This window comes from Spirosoma sp. KNUC1025 (assembly GCF_045160025.1).
In the GTDB taxonomy this organism is placed as follows: domain Bacteria; phylum Bacteroidota; class Bacteroidia; order Cytophagales; family Spirosomataceae; genus Spirosoma.
In genome coordinates, this window is record NZ_CP087139.1 from 275,543 (window position 1) to 292,441 (window position 16,899).

The window sequence follows — 16,899 nt, forward strand, 5'->3', positions numbered from 1 at the left end:
ACGATTCCCTATATAAAGTGAGATGTAAGCTCAAATACTCTTGTTTGTTCTGTTTTACTAGGCATCTTTTTTCTCAATGATGATCTCGATAACAATCTCTTTCAGCTTATCCTCATCCAGCACATATCGCGGATCAATGGCGGTAATGATGCGCGGCAGGTGGTCAAACAGGGCCATAAACAATGATTGGAGGCTGTATCCTGACAGGGCAACCTGATGTGAAGAAAAATTCAACTTGATCACATTCTTCTCGCTGTTCGGATCAAACTCACTGGCAATAAGGTAAGCATAATTGAAAAAAGCCCTTTGCCCATCCGGCCAGATCAAACATAGGTTCCGGCTGTGACCGGGGCCTGTATAAAAATTTTCTGGCATAGCCAATTCTGTGTCCGAGCTGGTCGGATCGTTTTCCCGCAGCTGATCATAGCGCAACTTAAAGCCCTGGTTCATAGTCACGGTCTTTTCGGCGAGAAGATTTTGATATCTCTTTCGGTTTGCTTTTCGGAACCCGTGTCCTGTTCAACTCGTCACGAATACGGTCCTGAACCCGTTCTGTCGTGCCGTTTTTTCGGCCAACCAGTTCAAGCGCGGACTGCCGATCACCCAGTTCGGACGCCTGCCGCATCAGCTCTTCCTTATCATCCGTATAGATGCGGACGCGATCCCGGCCCCGTGAGACGGACACATAAAATTGTCTGGCATTCGTGGCTGAAAAAGTGGAGGCCGGTTGAGAAATGAACACTTCATCCACCGTCTTGCCCTGCGATGCATGAGATGTCACGCAATAATTATACGCGATATGCCCAAACTCCTTGTCCAGCCGGTATTCCACCTTGCTTTGCGCATTGCGCAGTAGAATATCACCCTGCTTACTGACCTTGATGACATCCATCGTCTGGCCATTCATCAACCGCGTATTGTTTTGATCAAAACCGTTTCGCGTAATCCGTATCTGATCGCCTTTCGCCAGCTGGATTTCGCTTTTCCGGTACACATCATAATCCCGGCTTCTCAAGGTGGGTAAGGGGCGGGATTGTCCCTGATCATTCTGAATAAAAACGCCGTCTTCCGAACTGCGTTCGACCGACCACACACTGCCCCGTTTGATACCGGGCACATGCTGATTGAACTGGATAACCTGATCCGGCTGAAAATTACGCCAATCACTTCGCTCGGCTTCGGTCAGATTCAGGCTGGTCAAACGGGACGCCGTTTGTTCCTTTTTCGACAGCAAGCCACGGTCCTGTAATTTTTGCCGAATAGCCTGGGTGACACTATCACCTTGCTGATGCGTCGGAGAGATGATCAGCGCCGATTTACCTTTGCGAATGGTGTCCACATAGTCCTTGACGAGTGTCTCATTTGGCTGCAATGGATCAACGATCTGTATGGCTCCCATATCGTCCAACCGGTCAAAAGCCTGTCCAACATCGCCTTTGGCGATATCTTCAACCGCTGAGCGGTACTCTTTACCCTTTTGCCGGTAAATCCGGCTGACCTCAGCCGTCACCAATCCACCTACGGTGTTTAATATACGTAACGCATCACCGCGCACGACGGATGCATGCTGCCTTGTGTCTCCGCCCAGTATCAGCCGGGCGTTCTGCTTCGTGGCGATTTCCAGCAGGACCGTCATATCCTTGGTGCCCAATAATCCCGCTTCATCGCACCATAAAATCTGATCACGCAAATCCTGCTGCATCGTCTCGTCGGACAGTAACTTGGCGACCGTTTCGGCCCCCGCAAAACCTTCTTCGCGCAGGACACCTCGTGAGGCCTGCGAGGAGGGGGCCACGATTGTTACGGTCTTGCCCGCTTTCTCCATCTGTTCGACAGCCTCTTTCATCAGGGTCGTCTTGCCTGAACCCGCAGCGCCGCGAATAATCGACACACGGTGCGGGGTGGTCAGCACATGCCGGACGGCGTCCGCCTGCTGGCCGTCTAGTGTCAGCGTAGGGGCTTCGTTGTAAAGCGGCTTGAGTTGCCCCTGACCTTTACGGGCCAGCATGACCATGCGCTGTTCTTCGGTTAGCACCTGCCTTGTCGTACAAAAGGTACGCCCTTTATCTTCGACAGGCACGATGCGGCCGTCAGTTTTGAAATCACGGGTAATCTGGTCCAGCGATACCGACCGGTTGCCGATGGCATGCCGGTAAGCCGAAGCCAGCAGCCGACGTTCACCCTGCACGGACGCCCGTTCAAACCCATGCTCAATAGCATGATCGACGCAATGCTGGGGCGTCAGATTACTGCGTTCCAGCGTGACGGAACGGCGCAGAATGCGTTTGCCTTCGCCTTCTGTTTGTTGACCGGCATCGCGAATCTGCTGCTTCCAGTTCTCTTTCAACTCAGCCATCGTGTACCCACGCTGCTTGCTGGTGCGCGTTCGGGCACCCAGCTCACTTAACTCTTCTGGGTCGGTAATGCCTTTCTCCTTCGCGACCCGGTCAATCTCCTGCGTGCGTTTGGAAAACAGATCAATCACGTGCCCAGGCACACCCTCGATCTCAAAGCTTTTTTCCGTGCGTCGGACCTGATAGCCTAAATCCGTCAGATTATCCGACAGCCGCTTGAAATAGCGCTCCTGGTAATAAGGCATATCCCGTTTGATGTCTGTGAAACGGGCTGCTTTAATTCGTTGCTCTGTTTCATCCCATGTACAGTTGTGTACGTACATATGTGCATGTAATTGCGGGTCGGGTAGAGAACCGTCCAACGGACGAGCTGTCTGGTGAATGAACTCCGAGAAGATCAGCTCGCCCGTGGCCCGGTCCTCATTCACGCCATCCTTGCGCACGCGCGTTTTACTGTCCTGTTCAATATCCTGCATGGTCTGTCGAACCGCGCTTTGGAAGGCCGTCAGAATATGATCATCCTCCGACAGACCATGCAGGATCGATACCGACTTGGGACACGAAAAGGAAATATCATACCCGGTGATCCGGTTCTCTTTCGTGTACGGGGTCAGGGACTGACCGGTCCGGGGATCGATATTGTCACACAAATTGTGAAACACCTCCTTTGTTACCGGCCCGATCAATCCTAACCGCTCGGCCAGTTTTCCATCCATCCGCCCCTGCAATTCCTGATCGTCCAGATAATAGTCACTCTTGCTCAAAGCCTCATTGAAATAGGCCTTGGCGTGACCGGCTGAATTGGATTGGATCATGCGTATCATGGCTTTGGAGTTTACAGCCAACCGATCAAACCGCGTGGCACATTCTTGTTTCGTTAGCGCTCATGCGTCGTCAGTAATCAGAGCAATAGCAGTGCAAGGGTAGGACACATGAAAAAATCTTAATGTAAAATCAGGCCTCTGCCCTTTGCACTGCCAAGGCGCTTAAAAAGCCTCGACAATCTCGTCTTCAGCCATGAACATATCGGCTACGCGACGGCGGGCATCCGGGTCAGCCGGTCGGCGACCGTAGAAGGCGAACCCTCTGGAATTGGCCGGGTCGGTGTCCTCCACAAACGTCCTGACCAGCTCCTCATTACAGATTTGCTCGTCAATCTTATCCATGAGCAGGTTGTCGCCTATATGGTAGGCCGCAGAATAACTGAACCCGTAAAAGAGACTGCTGACCAGAAGAACAAATCCGATAGGTTGACCAGAAAACCACATGATCAGCCCAGTAAAGAAAAAAAGACCGGGTTCCAGCAGGGTTTCGATCTCTCGTGTATCGAACCCTCTGCCATTGAACTTAAAGTTTCGAAACCAGTGATGGATAATTCCGGTAGACTTGGTAAATCGGGCAAAATCAAACACGTTCGGCAGCCGCTTGACTTCCTCATGGCGCTGTGCGGCATAGTACATAAAGGCAACCAAATAAAGATACCAGGTCAGAAATGTGCTGAAGAACACAGACACAGTGGTCCCGCCAAATCGATAGCGCATGGGCTCAATGAGGACTATCGGCGCGATCGTGAGCAGGACGGTCAGGGTCACAGCGCCTGACGCGCTAAAGTACCGTTCGCCTTGATTCCGCCGGATAAGCACTTCGATGATCATGCGTGGCCAAGAGCTGAGACCTAACGCGAAATTTAGCAGAGCCTCCTTGATGACGTTGCGACGTCGGTACATGACTTGGTAATACACTGACTTTTTCATGGTCGTAAGATTTACTGGTTTGATTATTAAGGTTGGTAATTCTGATTGAAAGTCAGTTTGACATGATTCAAGCCGTTATTCATGAGACTATCGCCCTGCCGGTAGAGATAGGCTTCAACCCGGTAATTATTGAGCGGGCCACCTGTACGGAGCCGCTGAAACTCTTCCGGCCTGACGATGCGTTCCAGCTTGCGGGACTGGCCTTTCGTCTGGGAGAAATTCTGCGCGATCGTCGTGCTGCTGGATTCATCCAAGAAATAATCGTCGCCGATCAGTTCAGAGGCATATCGGTTGGTTTCGGGGTCGCTGTTTGCACCAAAGATTTTAGTCGCCAATGTCCCCAGAAAGCTTTTAACCCGGTATTCGGATTTCAGTCCACCCATCGCAGCATACAGATTATGCAGGTTCTGAGTCAGATAGACGGTGCAGATACGGCTGCTCCGGGCCGTCGTCTGGGTCAATTGATCGCCTTCATGCAGAAAGTACTGGCACTCATCCGCAAACAGAAACACCGGGCGGGGATTTTCCCGAACATCGCGTTTTTCCATCGCCCGCTGCCAGCAATATTTGAACAGGATCTGGGCATCCCGTCCGGCCTTTTCATAGATTTTAACCGGCAAATTGATCAGGATAATGCTCCCCTCCAAGCAGAATTCCGGCACCACGGTTGACGGGTAGCGGCAGAAAAGGGAGTAGATCGGTTCGCGTAACAGCCGGTACAGAAACCCGGCAAACGTCATATCAATGACGGAGCGCGTCTTGCTGCTCAATCCGATCAGCGTATCGAAGAAAAACCCGTCCATCATTTTCAACAGACGCAGATCAGGCAGGGCGTCCAGCATGGCGGCCTCGTATACGGCCTTATCCTGCATCCGGTTTAGATCCTCTTCGGTAAGCTGTTCCTGCCATAAATTGACCTGCGCATTGACAAAATTCTGGGCGGCTTCAAAAGCCTTCCGAAAGGGTTTGACCTCATCTGCTTCGTTTTCGCGCTGCAAATCGTCCAGGCTTTTGGGAATGGACTGTACGATCTCATACATGTCTTTGACCGACACCTTTCCGTACGCCAATCGGCACAGATCGATTGTTGATCCGATTAAACTGTCCGTAGAATTTTCCCAGAAGGGGTCTTGACTTGCACCAGCATCCTGTTCCTGACCAGCGCGAATGACCGTTTTAAGCACCTGAACCAGCATATCTGTCGTTGTCTGATTACTGGAACGGCTGGATTCATATTCGAGGAAATTGAAAAAATTTTCCCCGCCCGGTTCGATCACAATTAAATCGTCTGCGCGTCCGGTCTGTCTGCAATACTCCTGCCAGACCTCTTTTTCATCCGGTTTGGTGCAGAGAACCAGACCGCCAAAACCCGCTGTGAGATATTTCAGGGCCAGCAGACGACCGCTGCCTGAGCTTTTCCCGGAACCTATGCCACCACAGACCATAATGCCTTCAACCGCGTGGCGGATGGTGAAGGCCGCGTTCCCGAAGCGGGACGCAAACTCGATTAATGGCTGATCGAGATTAAACTGATCCATAATAAGGAAAGTCTATTGGTTATCCTCAGGAACTGAGAACTTACAGGAAACGGACAGGTGATCAGACTGTCCGTTTTTTCGATGTTATATCGACTCCGTTAGCGTTTTTCCCATTGGCCGGTTTCATTGTTACGAACCCAGCGACCATCTGTATCAACATTGGTATAGCCGCCGTTTCCATCAGGCTTGAAATACCTGGTTGGATCGCGGCTTGATTGAGAATATCCTTCGTTCAGAAGTTCCTCATGTACTTTTTGATCCGTCTGTTGTGCCATGATAGTAATTGTTTAGATGTCAGGATATACGGGTCCTGACAGCCCCGATTCAGTCGCGAGTTGAATATCTTGATAGGACGAAATCGTCCGTGTGAAATGTCTTCTTTTAGTCTTGGCCAGCCGTTGGAAAAAGTTGGTCTATCAGGGTTCCGGAACATAGAGGCCGGTGCTGCTCAACCGGAGCATCAGGCCGCATTCCAGATAGATACGGTAAGGAACACGTCCCCGCCACTCCACTACTCTGGCATTAGCGGGTAAACCGTAAGGGTTATGCAGGATACGAAGACTCATGAGCTATTTCGGTTAATTCATTACCTGCAAAATCTACAGATGTGCCCATATGAACTTTACGGGGCCGGTTTATTAATCGTGATTCTAGAGAGGATCTCCATGTCGCTGCTGCGCCGATCAGTGCTTCCATGAGTTGTGTTACATTTTACGTGAACAACTGGTAGTCAGATAACCTAGTGGATATACGTAAGGCTTATGAGCCTGTCCCTTATAATTAAGTGGGGAAGTAGTAACCGTCTGCTCCCCGCTGGTACAACCGTCCATCTACTAGGACAAGGAAAGGGAACCGCTTTTTCGGCCAGCCCCAGATTTCCTCATCATCGAATGGATCAGGACCCCACTCAATAATTTGTGCCCAAGCGCGGCCTCCAAATGATAAGTTTATTGTAATATACATATCAGTGTAATTTAAGTGCGGTGCAAATTCCATTTAATGGGTTACTGTAGAGTGTTTACAAATGTAAGCAAACCTTAGCTTATAGTACAACACTTCTGTAATATTTTTTTATAATCAGTTATTTATGTAATGGAAGCCAATAAAAGTTTCTAGTTAAATTTGTTTGATGGGGAATGAACATTCAAATAGCGAAAGCCAGAGAAAAGCTTTAGGCCTTGACAAGCAAAGCTTTATGGTTAGTTTCAAACGAGTAAATTTTGGATTTACGGTAAGAAACTTGCCGTCTCTAAGAGAAACATTTAAAAAACTTGGAGCGCTGAGAGCTATTAAAATAGCAAAAGCAAAGCTTAAAGCTTGGAAAGAAGGTGAATTGGATTTTAGTCTATTGGTAAATAGTTGGCAGGACCAATCTTCATATATAAAAGAATTTATACATAAGGATAACAAGCATATAACTGTAAGTTGGTTTGAACAAACTTTTCAGAAAACACAATTCTATGCCAACATTAGTAAAAACCTTGCATCGGCTAACAGAGCAATTGTAATACCAAAAACTGAATTGGTTCTAAATGATGACAATTCGAATGACGATACTTTAGTTAAAAGTAAACCAGTACCCAAGCGCAGAAGGGATTATATAATTCCAAAAGAAATACCAGATAAGGAAGCAACTGAAATTCAACTACTCAAAGAGAGGCTTGAAGCAGATGGATATCGTGTTGAGGTTTTCTCTATAGCATTTGAACATGTACTAGAGGCAATCACAAAACGCGCAAAAATTGGAAAAGTTGATATTGCCCATGAGTTAAGGACAAACCCAAAGTTCCGTTTCATTTGTAGGAGAGAGGTTGCCCTTAGTCTAAACGCGTCAGAAGCTTTTTCTGCTCAAAGTCAATATAGCCAAGCATCCTTAAGAAAAGATATTTCTAAAACAGGTACCAGAAAGGTCTCAGAGAATGCGGATGAATTTGCGAGAAAGATGTATGATGCGGTCAACAAAATTAAGGCGCAGAATAATTTATCATCTTATCGTGAGGTCGTTAAGGCACTTAATGAGAACAAGGTCCCTACTCAAAGGGGGGGCGCATGGCATGTCGCTACACTTCAAGACTTGACCAAGCGCTGGAAGGAGTTAGGCCTTACCCCAACACCTAAACCAAAATAATCTTCACAACTTTTTGATTACGTTTTATGCACTAATCACAGCATCTAGCGCTTCGTCAGCGTCTTTATGAATAAAATGTCCCTGATAACCGATGGTGGTTGTAATAGACGTATGGCGATAAAGCTTCTGTAGGAGCTGGATGGAAATCTTGTCGCCGGACAAATTTCCGAACGTATGCCGGGCGATATGCATCGTCAGTTGTTTTTTGATACCAAGCTTTTTCGCGATGGCCTTTAAATGCTCGTTACAGTTCTTCACCCGCGTTTTGATCCTGATTTGCACATCGTATAGCTTGGACAGGTCTGGCATCGAGGCTAGATCATGAAACACCAGATCATGCGCATTATCGTGCGAATACTGCTCTAATATTTTTTTCGCCTTATCAGGTACTTTCAACGAGCCGCCTTTCTGGTTCTTGCCCATCGCATAGTAAAGCCGGTCATCCTGAAAGTCCGACCATTTCAACCGCAACACATCCGACACGCGTATACCGGCGAAATAAAAGGAAATCAGAAAAAGGTTGCGTGCATGATTTTCATGGTCAGCCAGCTCCGCATGTTCCAGCAGTTTGACCTCTTCACTGGATAAACCGATTTTCAGACTATCCGGAAACTTGATAACGATCTTCCCTTTACCGAACGGGTAATGTTTGCTGTCAGCGGCTCCGGCAGCAATCGCCTGATTGAAAATCGTACGGATCACGATCAGGTGATTGACGACTGTTCGATCCGTAATATTGCGTGTTCCTTTGAGGTGGGCCATAAACTTTCGGAGCAGGGCCGGATTGATCTCCGCGAAACCGATCTCGTCATTTTCCGTGAACTCCTTGAACCGGTTGATGCGGGGCAGGTCGGTTGAGACCCGGTTCGATTTACCAGACTTGATCAGATTGTCTATATATATATTCGCGTGCGCGAAGAAAGAGTCTGTGCGTCCTGTGCGTTTGATCTGTTTGCGTACAACCTTGACAGACGTGGCCTTATCCTCCGCAGCCATCTCCATCAATTTGTTATTCGCTTTTGCCTTTTCCTGCAACAGAAAGTTGTTGAGCCGTTTTGAGTTCGGGTGCGAACGCTTGACTTCCTGTTTAGCAGCGTCCCAGTCACTGGGTTTAATATATTCTCCGAGATAAAAATAGGTGGACTTGCGATTAACGGTTAGACGAATGGCGAGCGGGAAAGTGCCATCGGCTTTACCTTTCTGACGAAGGATGATTTTGAGTGAAGAAGCCATTGGATGAAATGGTTATCTTTGATGATTGGCCTAGGAAACCTTATTGTGCTGGTTTATAGGCCTTTCAGTGAGACAAAGATAATAAATTTAAACCGACTTGGTACAACATAGGTACAACAAATGCCTGTTTGACCTGATTTTTTACAAATCAATTTGTAGCTAATGTTCTAATAATCAGCATTTATTGAAACAGATGGCAACATATGAAGCCGAAAGGAGCAGGACTTAAAATCCTGTGGTCCTTACGGGCCGTGCGGGTTCGATTCCCGCTCCTGGTACAAAACCCTCTAGGAAGGGAAAACAAAAGACAAACAAAACCGCTGATTATCAGCGGTTTTTGTGTTTTTAGGCATTTCAGTTTTCTGTTACTTTGAGGTTGTTTTGCTGTTTATTGTTACCCATTTGTTACTCGTTTTTGCTACTTATTTGTATGTTTACCAATGGATTACAACATCCAAACAAGAGCAAAAACAGGCTATGGCTATCAAACTCAGAAAAAAGACGTTGGCAAGTGGTAAACTTAGCCTCTACTTAGATAGCTGGGATGGCGAACAGCGGGAGTATGAGTTTTTAAAACTTTATCTTTATCCACGTCCTAAGGATGCTTTAGAGAAGGAGCATAATAAAGAAACGCTGAGGACTGCTGAGAATATACGAGCCAAACGGGAACTGTTAGCCGCATCTGATGACAATGGCATCACACCCGCATTTAAAAAGCGTGTCAATTTCTTTGACTATTTTGAACAGTACATTAAGGGTTATCAAAAGAAAGACGTACGTATGTTTGCCTGCTCTCTCAGATACCTCAGAGAGTATGCCCAAACTGATTATCTAGCTACTAAAGCTGTTACTGAGAACTTCTGCAAAGGGTTTAGGGAGTTTATGGATAAGCACCCAAACCTAAATGGAGAAACCCCCTACGATTTCTTCGCCAAATTTAAGAAGGTACTAAAACAGGCCGTTAGAGATAAGCTATTTTCAAACAGTCCTGCTCAGGACGTTCAAAACAAGCGGGTTGATAAAGTAGTAGGTAAAGACATTTTGAGCGTTGAGGAACTGCAATTACTTGCTAAAACGCATTGTGGTAACGACAATGTAAGACGAGCCTTTCTCTTTGCCTGTAATACTGGTTTACGGTACTGTGATGTCAAAGTATTACAGTGGAAGCACATACATGGCAACTCCTTGCAAATGACCCAGCAGAAAACAGGCAAGCCTGTAATTATTAATCTGAACGCAACTGCTCAGCGACTCTTAGGTATACAAGGCAATCCAGAGGAAGTCGTTTTTACATTACCCTCTCATACAGGCATTCTTAAGGTTCTACACTATTGGAAAAGTCGGGCTGGACTAACTAAAACTGTTACCTTCCACGTAGCACGTCATTCATTCGCTACTAACCTACTGATCTATGAAACCGATGTTAAAACGGTTTCCTCCCTACTAGGTCACACTAGCTTAGAACATACCCAAAAGTACGTACGGGTTGTAGAGGCCCTTAAACAGAACGCTGTGAACCGCTTACCTGAGATTGAATTGTAATTAGATTAATAGATATGAGCTATGAAGAAGTAGTCAAATTGGTTAAAGAAATAGATAATCTGGTTTGTGGAGAAGGAGTGTACTTATACACTTGGCAATTAGATGATAAAGCTGTATTTGATGAGGTGATAGACAGAGTTTATTATTCCAGCTCTAAATACAAGAGTCATCTAACGAATTCATACGAGTACAGAGAAAGTTTGCAAAAGAAGATAAGAAGATGCACTGATGAAGGGTTGCATACTCTTCTTAACATGCACAAAGAGCTATGGTTAACATTAATTCATAAAAGCGAAATAGCTGGTAAATATTACACTCCAAACAAATCAGATTTATTCAAGCGACTTTTACCATTAACTAGACAGGAGTCATTAATCATACTCAACAAATACAACTTTCTGCCCCCACGGCTTTTAAAGGCGTACAACAAAGACCCTCTGATAGAAATAGGACGCCACGAGGTTACATCATTTGTAATCCATTGGAAAGAGGAATTGATAAGGCGTTACTTTGAGGTAGATAGATTACAGGTTTATCACAGTAAAAGGTTTGTGCAAGGCGATAATACATTGCGTTGGAGTTTGAGCGATACGCAAATCAACCGCCTTGTCTTGATATTTAGACGCTACTTTGCAGATAGAACGGATAGAGAGATGATTGTTAATATTCTAACGGGTGATAGGTTTATGGTTCTTTATGGAAACATTATATGGATTAAAAGCACAGAAGCGTTCGTTTATTTCTTTACTCAACTTGTTGAAAGGGGGTATCTTACCTCACAAGATTGGGGAATGATATTGACTCGACGGCTAATGTTCTATAGCAAGCAAGGTAACTTAATCACTAATAGGAATATTAATGCTTCACTCTATAGGATGAAACAGAAGGGTTTACTTCCAGTATCAAATAGGCTTCAAAATACTATTTTACCAAAAGAACTTGCACAGATTGAAAAGAATTTTGAAAACTTCAGCAAGTTCCTAAAGAACACTAAATGATACCATATGTAGATCCCAAATATATTTTTAACTACCTAAAAATCAATACATTATACTTATTTTGTTTATCTTGAAGTAGGGTACTTGCTTTTTATAGGATTTTTTCTATTTTCTTTACTGTCGGTTAGACGATAGTCGTCAGCCGGGTTTGCGCAAACCCATTTTCAAACAGTTTAAACCGTTTAAAAATGGGAATAACCACAGTGAGCGAGGCTGAGAAATTTAGCCAGCAATTACAGGAACAAGGTCAACAGTTAACGCCAACTCAGCGGTTAACCTTAGTGGCTTGCTTTAAGGCAACACTAACATTAGAGGAAGCATCTGCTTATTCAGGCATCAGTAAAAGCTATCTCTACAAACTAACCTCAGGCGGGGTAATTCCCCACTACAAGCCTGACAATAAGAAAATCTTTTTTGATCGGGCTGAGCTAGATTCTTGGCTAAAGCGTAACCGCGTCAAAACCGTTCAGGAGATTGAACAGGAGGCCACAACTTTTGTATTGGCAAAAGGGCAAAAGGGAGGGGTGAGCAAATGAACCATATAACTGCTTACTACCGCTTTGAGGTGTTGACTGAGGAAATCAGAACTATGAATGGGTTTAAGAGTCCAAACCGTCTGGATTGCACCTTAACGTATAACCCTACCGCGCATGGATTACTACCACTCTTTCAGCGCAAAAATGGGATGCTTGCGCTATTCCTTATACCTGCAAAGGAAATGGTAAAAGTCAATAGCAAGCGACAGGCTACCTATCTTCTGGGAGATGGGAAACAAAACCTAACCTCTTTATACTTTGAGTATCCTGAGCTAGATAAATTCTGCTATGGATACCCTAATGGTAGAGAGCGGTTAAACGATGGAAGTCCTAATCCAGCAGTACCATATAAACATGATGCGTTGTTATTTATTTGGGATAAGCGACAACAGGTCATTGAGATACTGGTAATAAGGAACGGCAAATCACTTATTGAGAACCTATATAACTTACTCATTGATGGGGAGTTTGAGGAGGAAATAAAGCAGCTTAGGAAGTTGGCAAGATCATACTACCCGTACAAAATGCCCTGAGCTATGTACGATACTGCACATCTATTTTTACCAGTAGAACGGGCGGGGGGGTTGACCTCCCTGCTACTGTTCTTAGTCTATTGGACCACGTTACAGAGCATTATCACGCCAATGGTCAGCAATCAGTAAGCGGCTACCTCAGCAACCTCAGAGTAAGCGCGGCTGGGGCGGGTTTATGGATAAAAGGGAGTTTATGTACATACTACCACAAAAACAACTTTGGCAATCTGACCAGGCAGGACACACAGCGGGTAATTGAACAGCTTTCAGACATACTCAGTCTACCTATAAACCGAGCTAATGTTGGGCGGGTCGATGTAGGCAAAACTATGCTAACAAAGCACCCGCCAACGGTTTATTTAGCTGAGTTAGGCCTGTGTAAATATTACGCCCGTTTAAGTCAGCCTAAGAGTATCCGTTACCAAAATGGTAAGCGTGTACTCGCCTTCTACGATAAACGGGCAGAAGGTAAACAGGCAAGGTTGATAACACCTGCTATTTGGACCAATAAAAACACCCTACGCTATGAAGCTCGATTTGTAAGTCGACTACCCAAACAGTTTAATCGGACTGAGATAGTAGCCACTGATTTGTACGATGAGGATTTTTACATCGGTCTGATAGATCAATGGGTGAGTGAGTTTGAAAAGATTCAAAAAGTAGGCCGTATAGACGTAAACTTAGAACAAGCTATGAAAAGCGTAAAAGATTTTAGTCAGACCGCTGAACGTCTACTTATTCAGCAGTTGGGTGGCGAGTTAGCCGCGCTGGAATTGGTTGAGCTAAACCGCCAAAAAGGAGAGTACAAAAACCGGACTGAAGTCAAGCGGTTGAAAGACCGTATCAAAGAACTAAGCCAACAGTCAACGGGTAAATCTGAAAGGGCTGAGGCAGGTTCTGAGTTGATGGAGGAGTTGGGGGCAAAGGTGAAACGGGCTCAGCAGTATTATCGTTAAATTATCTTTTCCTATAGTAAGGTGTTTTGAGTAACAGTATTTGTAACGCTCAATTAATAATTAGGACGTAGATAAAGAAAGCCATTAACGATACGCCAGCACTGAGTTAACCTGCAAGCTATGATTATAAAGGCTTTCAACAATCTCCATACCTTTCAATAGATCTCAGTTTAAGGTAGGTAGAACTCTTCTGCAAACCACAGCCCAATTGAAATCCGCTGGACATTAGTATTAGGTTAGTTTGCCACTTAGATAGGCCGCCGTTACAGAAAAGGTAACGCTTAATTTTATACAAGCACACTAAGATCAAAGTACATTAATCTAGTATCTTTTCCTTCATCCTCTTCAATAAGGTATTTAAACCCATTACGCTCATAAAATTGAAGTGACTGATGGTAGGCATCGACCGTAATAAAACGGCACCCGGTGCGGTTGTTATCAATAAATAGTTGTTTAAGATAATCAAGAATGACTGTGCCAATACCTTTACCGTGATGAGATACATTTACACCTAGACGTCCAACTTTCATAGCGGGAAAGCTACGCTGACGTTTGGCGTTAGGGACCGCACGTGAGAAGCGATTCCAGGCTCTTTTATTATTTGTCTCCAGAACGGATATTTTGTCGTTTAAGAGACTGAAGAAAGCAATAGTTTCTGTATCGCTCTCAATTATGTATGTCACTGTCAATAATTGTTTTTGAAAGTCTTTGGCAGCATTCAAAAAAATCGTTTAGGTCAGAATCTCCACAATCAAACGGTTTGAGGATATGATCTGACACTAAACGAACAAGTCTAAACCCCTCTAGGGGGCTACTTTCTGAAGTCATTAAGAAGCGGCAATAGCTTTGAGACTCTCAAAATTTCTTTTAATTCTGGCAGAAGTCTCAGCTGATACTTTACGTTGAGGATTGGCGTTTACCGCTTCCAAGAAATTAGCCGCGTCTCTTCCTTTTAGAATAGGCGTTTCTTTTATTGGTTTTGCCATAAGTTTGGTTGGTTTTAAAGATGGTACTCAGAGGGATAACAATACTTTTACTTCACAAGTGCAACAAATACTACAAGTGTGAAACAAAAGTACAACAAAAAGAACAACACATACAACAACTCATGTAACAACACATACATCAACTAATGCAACAACACGTACATCAACTCGTGAAACAACTCACATAACAACACATACAACAACTCGAATCATAGCACAAACAGCACAATCAATAACTCATGCGACAGGAACAGCAATAGATGATGCAGGAGATGAAGATGAACTGAGAGTTATAACAGAAGTAAAAGGTATATATAAACCTAAACAAATAAGTTACTATGGGTCGTGTTAGTACAGGAGCTTGGACAACAGGTGAGTGTTTAAGAATAGAACTTAGCTATCTGCTTAAGCATGGCTACCTAGTTAGAGGTAAAACAATCTCAGGTTCGCTATATTGGAACTGCAACGGGAGTCCCTCAGGGAGCATTACTATATATAGTAGCTGGCCAGTTGATCCAGCCAAACGTCCAAGCATACGTCTTGTTTACACTTTGACTGATAAATCAACGGGCGTAAAGGAAAATCGAGACGATATTATTTACTTAGAAGCACTCCCAAGCAATTTGGGCAAAGGCAACGTTCTATACTTCATCTGCCCGGTTAGTGGTCAACAGTGCAGGATTCTATACAAAGCGTATGGTTGTCCAATTTGGAAAAGCAGACAGTCCTATCAAAACCGTATTTATTATTCCTCTCAGCAGTCGTCTAAGCGCGAATACGCCAATAATAGATATTGGGAATTAGACAAACTGATAAGCCGATTACAAGGTAAACGTCGTGCGGGAACATACCGAGGGAAGCCTACTAAGCGAGCTGATCGTATTAAACGTCTGGAGTTTCAGCAATGGGAGTTTGACCATCAACGGTGGCTACCTGAAGCAATGACGCTAAACCTGAGACGGGCGGTTTTTGGGGGCTTACCTGGCTATGAGGACTTAAGAAGATAGGCGACATAGCCTAAAACATACAAGCAAGATTAAACCTATCTTATCCCTAAGGATTCAGGTTATTTTTTGCTGTAATCTCTGGATGGGGGTGTATTCATTCTCTATCATTAGCCCAAAACACAACCGTTAGTCTAGTCGCAAAGAAATGGTGCCAAAATTCAGAGGGGGTATGATCTAGGGTATGAGCTACTTAACATTAGCTTCTATGATTCAAATTAAATAAACCCTTGAGCTATTATTACAGCTAAGTTCAAAGTTGATTAATTATGAAGTATTGGTGGGTGAATCACAAGCAAACTTATAAAGAAGAAATTGAAGGAGGGTATATCTGGTCTCCTAAGCGCTCCAAAAATAAAGCAGTAAATGTTTTTTATGAAAACTTAACCAGAACACAAGTAGGTGATATAGTATTTTCCTACTCTGAACTAAATATTAGAGCTATAGGAATAGTATCGGCCCCATGCATAGACTTTATAAGGCCATCTGAATTTGCAGCCAAGGGGGTGCAATGGGACAGAAGCGGGTGGCTGGTTCAAATTGAATGGACTCTTCTTGATACCCCTATCAAACCTAAAGAATATTTAGCCATTATAACACCTCTGCTACCTAAGACTTACTCCCCTATCAGAGAAAACGGCAATGGCAATCAAGGATGTTACTTAGCTTCTATTGGGGCTGATTTAGCTTCCTTCCTACTTTCACTTGCTGAGAGCGGTAAGGCATCAGTGGATGGGAGCCTAACTGCAATACAAAACTCAATTTCTGAAAAGAAAGAGGAGGACAGAATTCTTTCAAAGAATATTCCTGTCACTGAGAAACAGGTACTAATTCTCTCAAGACGAGGACAAGGTCTCTACAAACAAAGACTAATCAAAATTGAACAGAGCTGTCGACTTACAGGGGTAACAGATATAAGAATGCTGATAGCTAGTCACATAAAGCCCTGGCGTGACTGTAACGATGAGGAAAAGCTAGATGGGCATAACGGATTATTGCTTTCACCTCATATTGATAAGTTGTTTGATGGTGGTTGGATTAGCTTTACAAATTCAGGTACAATTATGCTTGCAGAACTAGGGCTAACAGAACTCATGAAGAAGTGGGGTATAAACTTGGGGCAAAATGTAGGGTCTTTTACTGAAAGGCAAGAAACTTATTTAGAGTATCATAGAAGGTTTGTTTTTAAGCATTTGAATGAGTAGATGCTATCAAATGGAAAATCAGTAGCATGTCGATATAAATTCATTCGTGCCTAATTGATCAAAGTATACAATCTCTAATAGTAACTAATTAATGAATAAGGGTATACTAAATAGTAATATTTTCCTGATAAC

At 44.4% G+C, this 16,899-nt stretch carries 16 protein-coding genes; 7 read left to right on the forward strand and 9 right to left on the reverse strand.

Going from position 1 to position 16,899, the window contains the following annotated elements; genetic code table 11:
• Positions 1-57 precede the first annotated feature (57 nt).
• From LN737_RS01210 to LN737_RS01235, 6 genes are all read right to left on the reverse strand, one after another.
• Positions 58-450, reverse strand: a complete 393-nt coding sequence (locus LN737_RS01210; protein WP_405515493.1) for a hypothetical protein — start codon at positions 448-450, stop codon at positions 58-60.
• On the reverse strand, positions 434-3,178 hold the full coding sequence (mobF, locus tag LN737_RS01215; protein ID WP_405515495.1) for a MobF family relaxase: 2,745 nt from the start codon (positions 3,176-3,178) through the stop codon (positions 434-436). The genes LN737_RS01210 and mobF overlap by 17 nt, the downstream gene beginning before the upstream one ends.
• Positions 3,179-3,340: 162 nt before the next feature.
• The gene (locus LN737_RS01220; protein WP_405515497.1) at positions 3,341-4,108 is read right to left on the reverse strand and encodes a hypothetical protein; all 768 of its coding nucleotides are present in this window, start codon (positions 4,106-4,108) and stop codon (positions 3,341-3,343) included.
• A gap of 26 nt (positions 4,109-4,134) precedes the next feature.
• Positions 4,135-5,646 (reverse strand): type IV secretory system conjugative DNA transfer family protein, encoded by a 1,512-nt coding sequence (locus tag LN737_RS01225; RefSeq protein ID WP_405515499.1) that lies wholly within the window; start codon positions 5,644-5,646, stop codon positions 4,135-4,137.
• A gap of 98 nt (positions 5,647-5,744) precedes the next feature.
• Complete coding sequence (locus tag LN737_RS01230; protein WP_405515501.1) at positions 5,745-5,921, reverse strand: hypothetical protein; 177 nt, start codon at positions 5,919-5,921, stop codon at positions 5,745-5,747.
• A 141-nt stretch (positions 5,922-6,062) separates the two neighbouring features.
• Complete coding sequence (locus LN737_RS01235) at positions 6,063-6,212, reverse strand: hypothetical protein (RefSeq protein WP_405515503.1); 150 nt, start codon at positions 6,210-6,212, stop codon at positions 6,063-6,065.
• A gap of 563 nt (positions 6,213-6,775) precedes the next feature.
• Here LN737_RS01235 and LN737_RS01240 point away from each other — a divergent pair.
• The gene (locus LN737_RS01240; protein WP_405515505.1) at positions 6,776-7,774 is read left to right on the forward strand and encodes a hypothetical protein; all 999 of its coding nucleotides are present in this window, start codon (positions 6,776-6,778) and stop codon (positions 7,772-7,774) included.
• Positions 7,775-7,798: 24 nt separating this feature from the next.
• Here LN737_RS01240 and LN737_RS01245 read toward each other — a convergent pair whose 3' ends face one another.
• The gene (locus LN737_RS01245) at positions 7,799-9,007 is read right to left on the reverse strand and encodes a site-specific integrase (protein WP_405515507.1); all 1,209 of its coding nucleotides are present in this window, start codon (positions 9,005-9,007) and stop codon (positions 7,799-7,801) included.
• Between the two features lie 339 nt (positions 9,008-9,346).
• On the opposite strand from LN737_RS01245, the gene LN737_RS01250 reads away from it, so the two are divergent.
• The 5 genes from LN737_RS01250 (at position 9,347) to LN737_RS01270 (ending at position 13,572) form a co-directional block, all read left to right on the forward strand.
• Positions 9,347-10,549: a site-specific integrase gene (locus tag LN737_RS01250; protein WP_405515509.1), complete on the forward strand. Its 1,203-nt coding sequence runs from the start codon at positions 9,347-9,349 to the stop codon at positions 10,547-10,549.
• A 14-nt stretch (positions 10,550-10,563) separates the two neighbouring features.
• Positions 10,564-11,547: a hypothetical protein gene (locus LN737_RS01255; protein ID WP_405515511.1), complete on the forward strand. Its 984-nt coding sequence runs from the start codon at positions 10,564-10,566 to the stop codon at positions 11,545-11,547.
• Positions 11,548-11,750: 203 nt separating this feature from the next.
• A complete protein-coding gene (locus LN737_RS01260; protein WP_405515513.1) occupies positions 11,751-12,083 on the forward strand; it encodes a helix-turn-helix domain-containing protein in 333 nt (110 codons plus the stop codon).
• Complete coding sequence (locus LN737_RS01265) at positions 12,080-12,616, forward strand: hypothetical protein (RefSeq protein ID WP_405515515.1); 537 nt, start codon at positions 12,080-12,082, stop codon at positions 12,614-12,616. The genes LN737_RS01260 and LN737_RS01265 overlap by 4 nt, the downstream gene beginning before the upstream one ends.
• A gap of 80 nt (positions 12,617-12,696) precedes the next feature.
• Positions 12,697-13,572 (forward strand): phage/plasmid replication protein, encoded by an 876-nt coding sequence (locus tag LN737_RS01270; protein ID WP_405515517.1) that lies wholly within the window; start codon positions 12,697-12,699, stop codon positions 13,570-13,572.
• Positions 13,573-13,859: 287 nt separating this feature from the next.
• Here the strand turns inward: LN737_RS01270 and LN737_RS01275 are convergent, their stop codons facing one another.
• Together LN737_RS01275 and LN737_RS01280 are read right to left on the reverse strand one after the other, a co-directional pair.
• A complete protein-coding gene (locus LN737_RS01275) occupies positions 13,860-14,294 on the reverse strand; it encodes a GNAT family N-acetyltransferase (protein WP_405515519.1) in 435 nt (144 codons plus the stop codon).
• Between the two features lie 105 nt (positions 14,295-14,399).
• Positions 14,400-14,558, reverse strand: coding sequence for a hypothetical protein (locus LN737_RS01280; protein WP_405515521.1), 159 nt, complete (start codon positions 14,556-14,558; stop codon positions 14,400-14,402).
• 1,273 nt (positions 14,559-15,831) lie between these two features.
• Between LN737_RS01280 and LN737_RS01285 the strand changes: the two genes are divergently transcribed.
• The gene (locus LN737_RS01285; RefSeq protein WP_405515523.1) at positions 15,832-16,767 is read left to right on the forward strand and encodes an HNH endonuclease; all 936 of its coding nucleotides are present in this window, start codon (positions 15,832-15,834) and stop codon (positions 16,765-16,767) included.
• Positions 16,768-16,899: the final 132 nt, after the last annotated feature.